Source organism: Gordonia sp. CNJ-863, assembly GCF_001942325.1.
In the GTDB taxonomy this organism is placed as follows: Bacteria; Actinomycetota; Actinomycetes; order Mycobacteriales; family Mycobacteriaceae; genus Gordonia; species Gordonia alkanivorans.
Genome location: NZ_MKKG01000056.1, coordinates 1 through 6,085, shown reverse-complemented (window position 1 = coordinate 6,085; position 6,085 = coordinate 1). Strand labels below are relative to the sequence as shown.

Here is a 6,085-nt window from a genome sequence, read left to right as displayed (position 1 = left end):
GCCGCCTGGAACACCTCCGCGGGATCGCGTTGGGCTTCCGCAACCTCAACCACTACATCTTGCGGTCACTCATCCACTCCGGCGGCCTCGCACAACACCTCGACGCACTCTGAATCAGGAAGAGCCCCAAATCCTCAAGAAAGCGCCGTCCAGAGAATGCGGACCACTAGTGCAGACGTCGGCCGGATTCGAGGTCGGCGAGCAATGACGAGACGGTCTCGGCGGAGTCGGTCTTGTTGGTGCCGATGAATCCCGACGGTCCGCGTTTGATCCAGCCGGTCACGTACATTCCCGTCACCGGATCCGCTCCTGACAGCACACGGCCTTCGGCATTCGGGATGACCCCGCGTGCATCGTCGAAGGGCAGGCCCGGCACCGCGATCCCGCGATAACCGACCGAGGTCAGGATGAGTCCGGCATCGAGCACCGACGTCTCGCCCGTGGTTTCGATCCCGGCGGCGACGCCCGCATCGTCGATCACCGGACGGTTGCGGCCGATCCTCAATCCACAAGCCCGGCCATCCTGCCCGGCAATGACTTCCAGCGGCGAACTGAAGAACGCCAACCGGATTCGACGGCCCTTCGGCGCGGGACGGGCAGCGCATTCGGCGAGGAGATCGAGCTTGGCCCGCAGCGTCATGTCGAGGTCGTGCGCCGCAGGTGATGCCTTGTCGAGATCAGCCGGATCGACGGTGACGGCAACGCCGGAATCCACCAAGCCGATCATCTCGGGCAGGGTGAACGCCGCATGTAGGGGGCCGCGCCGACCCATCACGACGATCTCGCGTACGTTTGACCGCCGCAGTTCGGCCAACGCGGCCTGAGAGATCGAGGTCTCGGCGAGCGATTCGGGATCCGCCACGAGGATCCGCGCGACATCGAGGGCGACGTTGCCGTTGCCAACGACCACAGCACGTTCGGTGGAGAGATCGACGTCGAGGTCGGTAAAATCAGGATGGCCGTTGTACCAACCGACGAACGATGTGGCGCTCGAGACGCCGACGTGGTCGATGCCGGGCAGCGTGAGTGGCTTGTCGGTGGGTGCGCCGCCCGCCCAGATCACTCCCTGGTGACGCGAGCGCAGCTCGGCGAGGGTGATGTCACGCCCCACCTCGGTGTGCAGCAGGATCTCCAGGCGCGGGTTGCGGGCGATGTCGTCGAACAGTCGCATCACCTTCCGGGTGTTCAGGTGATCGGGGGCGACACCGAATCGCACCAACCCGAACGGCCGGTCGAGGCGCTCGTACATGGTGACCGAAATCTGCGGCTGACGTAGCAGTTCGTCGGCGGCGTACATCGCCGACGGCCCGGATCCGACGATGCCGATCGACACACGCTCGTCGACGGCGAGCTGATGGGGATGGCCGATGGGTGCGAGCGGCAACCGACGCGACGGGTCCACCGGAAAGCGAGCGGTCCAGTCGGCGGGGTGTTGATACTGAGCGGCGTTAACCTTGGCAAATCTTTCCTGCCCGACTGGCAGACGGTGGCTTGGAAAAATCGCACCGACGGGGCATGCGCTCACGCAAGCACCACAATCGACGCAGGTCGCGGGATCGATGTATAGCATTTCGGCGATGCCGAAATCCGGTTCTTCGGGCGTTGGATGGATGCAGTTGACGGGGCACGCGTATACGCATGACGCGTCCCCACAACACGCCTGGGTGATGACGTGGGACATGGTCTCGGTGAATACCCGCGCTCCGTGCCGCTCAGGCCGAGGTGTAGATGGGTTCGCTGCGGAAACGCGAAGGGCGACCGCTGATTCCGAGTGCACGCCACAACATGCGCGCCACCGGATTCATCAAGCCACTCTGCTCGCCGAGCATGCGGACGTCACCGAAGGTGTTTCTCAGGAACCGCTTCGATTCGGGGGACCGCCAGAAGCTGTCCTTCATGACCTCGCCGGGGATGTCGAATCGCTTGGCGAAGCTGCGCGGCGGAACGATGATGGCGTTGCACAGGACGCGCATTATGATGGGCAACATCAACGACATCATGAACCGCTGGAACCGGCCGCGCTGTGGGACCTGTTCGCGGATCAGGTGATGCGCGAAGGATATGTGGCGTGCCTCTTCGGCGACATGGAGCTGCATCACCGCCGCCATCGTTGGATGAAGGTTGGCGCGCGTGCGCAGAAAATCCTTCTGGATGTGATCGATCGGTTCTTCGCCGCCGAGCACCCCCAAGAAGAAGAGAGTAGGAAATACCGTCGACAGCAGCGGGACAAATGGCGAGATGAGGCGGAAGCCCACCTTCGCTCCCGGCACATCCATCCCAGTGCGATTGACGAACTCCTGGAACATCAGAGTGTGGTTGCACTCTTCCTTGCATTCATGCGTCGTATACCGGAATTCACGTGCCCCGTTGGGGAGCTTAAAGCTGTATTGCATGAGCCCGCGGATGAGAATTGATTCGAACTGCAGTCCGACCTTGGCAACGTTGGCCTGCCGCCACATGCCGATCTCGATCTGCTTCTCCTGCGGAAGCTGCTGATACCACGGATGTCGGCCGATTGGGTCGACCTCAGGTGAAAGGATCCACCGCGGGTCATTGTCGATGATCGCCATGTCCGGCGCGTCCCAGTCGATGTCGATGTAGGGATCGAAGTTGCGGTGGACAGACGCCGCGGACAAGTCGTCGAGAACCTGGACGTAATCGTGATCGGTACCGGTCTTGTCGTGCTCGGGCACGTACCGTGCCGGGGCGGGCTTGCGGGTGTCCGGAGAGGTTGGTGTCAATGCACTTGTCATCGTCGCTCCTTCGGGTGGCGCCGGATCGGACCACAGCGATACTTCCCTTTCCAGATTATTTCGACGACCCACTATTTGTCAACATTCGATGTCACGTTTGGGGCCGTGTGATGCCTGGTCGGCGCAGCCGCTGACGGGGGTGCCGCCGAGGTATCCGGTACGGAGCCCGTTGTGTCAGTGATGTACCTCGATGCGCTGGTGTCAAGGTCGAAGATGGTGCGCATGTACGAATAAGCACGCACACGATATTGGCCCCGACAGGGGCTGGTGGCATGTGCTGGGATCTGGATCCAGCCGTGACCAATCGAGTACAGGCAATGCTCGTTTTGGCCGGAAGTGGTGCGGGCCACACTAGTTGATTTCAGCATGCAACTTATGTAAGTTGTGTAACGCAATCATCTATTGAGTGGAGAAGGTGGTCATGGCGGTCTCAGCGCGAACAGCGATCGAGCTGATTGACGAGCTGTATCTGATGGGGCGTGCGTTCCGCGGGGCGGTGGCGGACGAGAGTCCGATCCTGCCAGGTGGTCTCGGTGTGCTCATGGCACTGGAGGCACGAGGACAGTGTCGCCAGAACGAGTTGGCATCGGATCTGTGCATCAGCCAGTCGGCGCTGAGTCGGCACGTGACCGAGTTGGTCGCCGAGGGATACGTCGCCCGCCGTCCAGATCCCGGTGACGGGCGGGCCACGCAGTTGCTGACGACGAGTGCAGGTCGCGAGCTCCTCGATCGAACGAGGGCTGCGCGTGCCGAGTCGTTACAGAACGCACTCGACGACTGGGACCAAGCAGACGCGCATGCGGCCAGCAGCGCCTTTCGCAAACTCAGAGCTTCATTGACCAGATACGCGCACCGGGCCGATCGGCCGGTGCAATCTAAAATCACAGTAAAAGGGGTCTAGATGTCAAGTTCAACCGAGGCGGTGGCGAAGCCAGATCCATACGCGATTCGCACCGGGAAATCCTCGAGGCGATGGCCGGGTTGCTCGCAGCGTTGTTCACCGCTCTGCTGAGCACAACGATCGTCGCGACCGCCCTGCCGACGATCATCGCCGATCTGAAGGGGTCGCAGACGGCTTACGCCTGGGTCATCACCACCGCCTTGCTCGCCAACGCGGCGTCCACGCCGATCTGGGGCAAGCTGGCCGACATCTTCAGCAAGAAGATGCTTGTCCAAAGCTCGATCATCATCATCTTCGTGGTCGGCTCGATCATCGCCGGCGTGGCTCACAATGTGCCGATTCTCCTCGCGGCGCGCGTTGTCCAGGGCATCGGCATGGGCGGGCTCACCGCGCTGGTCGTGGCGATCATCGGCAGCATCGTGTCTCCCCGTGAGCGTGGCCGGTACTCCGGGTACATGGGCGCCACGATGGCGGTGGCTTTGTCCGGCGGACCAATTCTGGGCGGCGTCATCGTCGACAGCCCACTGGGCTGGCGCTGGTGTTTTTTCGTCTGCGTACCACTGGCAGTGATCGCGTTCTTCCTCCTCCAGAAGACCATCCGCATCAAGACCGAGCGCGCCGAGAACATCTCCATCGACTGGCTGGGAGCCACTCTGCTCACCGCAGGCGTCTCCGTGCTGTTGATCTGGGTCTCGTTCGCGGGCAAAGCCGGATACTACGACTGGGTCTCTCAGGAGTCCGCGATGTACGTCGGTGGCGGACTGCTCCTGCTGGCAGGCACCGTGCTGGTGGAATCGCGAGTCACAGCGCCGATCATCCCGCTCAAGATCGTGACCGAACGCACCACCGACTCGCCATCATCGCGTCCATCGCAGTGGGACTGGGGGTGTTCGGTTCGACGACGTTCCTGGGACAGTACTTCCAGACCGCGCGCGGTTTCTCGCCGACGATCGCCGGAGTTCTCTCGATTCCGCTTGTCATCGGAATGCTGATCGCGTCGGTGGGATCGGGGCAACTGATCACCCGATTCGGGAGGTGGAAGGTGTTCATGGTGACCGGTTCGTCCCTCCTCATCGCCGGCTTCGCACTGCTGGGGACGATCGACCACGCGACCAGTCTGTGGTGGGTGAGTATCTTCATCCTGATCGTCGGGCTCGGCACGGGCATGTTGATGCAGAACCTCGTGCTGGTGGTTCAAAACACGGTCAGCGTCCAGAACATCGGCGCGGCGTCGAGCAACGTCGCGTTCTTCCGGACCTTCGGCGGCGCAATCGGCGTCTCGGTCCTCGGGTCGGTCCTGGCCACTCGCGTGACGGATCTCTCATCGGGCGGCCTTGCTCGGCTCGGGATCACAGGTGGCTCCGCCGGCGGCAACCTCGACATCGACTCACTGCCGGACCCGGTGGAATCGATCATCCGAGTCGCTTACGGTGACGCAACAGGGCGGATCTTCCTGATCGCAGCTGCGGCAGCGGTGGTGGCGCTGATTGCCGTGTCGCTCCTGCCCAACCGGCCGCTGCGTCGGACGATCGACCTCGACTCGACACCTGACGGGACCCAATCCGAACCGTTCGGCGACTCCGAGTCAGCCGATCGAGACGACAACGATCGCGCAACCGACAAGGTCTGACCGGACGTCAACAACCGGGCATCCGTGCACACGCTGTTTCACGGGTGCCCGGTTGTCTCGTTTGAGGAGTTCCCTATTCCTAAGCTAAGTGGGTCCACTGCCATAAAATGGTAGGGATGGGGCTGGGGGTCGGAGGTTCGGAGGACCATTGAATCACCCCAGCTTTGATGCCGCTTCCTTCTGAGTCAGGAAGGATGAGCATATGCCTAAGAAAATCGATCCGGAGGTCCGTTCGAGGGCCTTACGGTTGCTGGAGGCGCACGGCGGGGAGTACACGTCGTTGACTGCCGCGGCAGAGGCGATCGCCAAGCAGGTCGGCGTCGGCGGGGAGACGGTACGTCGGTGGGCCGTACAAGCCAGGTCGATGCCGGCGCCCGCGCGGGGACCACCTCGAAGGAGTCCGCCGAAATCAAGCGACTCAAGGCGGAGAACAAGCAGTTACGCGAAGACGTCGCCATTTTGAAAGCGGCGACAACTTTCTTCGCGGGGGAACTCGACCCCCGCAACCGATGATCGTGGCGTTCATAGACCAGATGCGCGCCAACGGTTTTGCGGTCGAGTCGATCTGCCGGGTCTTGCGGGAGCAGGGCTGCACGATTGCCGCACGAACCTACCGGGCATGGCGAACCCGGGCACCTGCCGCACGGACCGTCTCTGATGCCCACGTCGTCGATGCGGTGCGCAATGTCGTCTGGCGCACCGATGACGACGGCCGGCGGAAGATGACTCCGGAGGGCCTCTACGGGCGGGTGAAGATGCGCGCCCATCTGCACCGGACAACCCTGCCTGGGGTGTCCTATG

General features: G+C 62.6%; 3 protein-coding genes and 2 pseudogenes. 3 read left to right on the top strand and 2 right to left on the bottom strand.

What is annotated here, in order from left to right; translation table 11 throughout:
* Positions 1-166: 166 nt before the first annotated feature.
* Together BJF87_RS21540 and BJF87_RS21535 are read right to left on the bottom strand one after the other, a co-directional pair.
* Positions 167-1,681, bottom strand: coding sequence for a 4Fe-4S binding protein (locus BJF87_RS21540; RefSeq protein ID WP_042378911.1), 1,515 nt, complete (start codon positions 1,679-1,681; stop codon positions 167-169).
* Positions 1,682-1,712: 31 nt separating this feature from the next.
* The gene (locus tag BJF87_RS21535) at positions 1,713-2,753 is read right to left on the bottom strand and encodes a diiron oxygenase (RefSeq protein ID WP_006359127.1); all 1,041 of its coding nucleotides are present in this window, start codon (positions 2,751-2,753) and stop codon (positions 1,713-1,715) included.
* A gap of 406 nt (positions 2,754-3,159) precedes the next feature.
* Between BJF87_RS21535 and BJF87_RS21530 the strand changes: the two genes are divergently transcribed.
* The 3 genes and pseudogenes from BJF87_RS21530 to BJF87_RS26975 all read left to right on the top strand — a co-directional run.
* The gene (locus BJF87_RS21530) at positions 3,160-3,654 is read left to right on the top strand and encodes a MarR family winged helix-turn-helix transcriptional regulator (RefSeq protein ID WP_230461842.1); all 495 of its coding nucleotides are present in this window, start codon (positions 3,160-3,162) and stop codon (positions 3,652-3,654) included.
* Positions 3,655-5,284 (top strand): annotated as a pseudogene (locus tag BJF87_RS21525) (MDR family MFS transporter).
* Positions 5,285-5,486: 202 nt separating this feature from the next.
* Positions 5,487-6,085, top strand: a pseudogene (locus tag BJF87_RS26975) (IS3 family transposase); the annotation flags it as partial.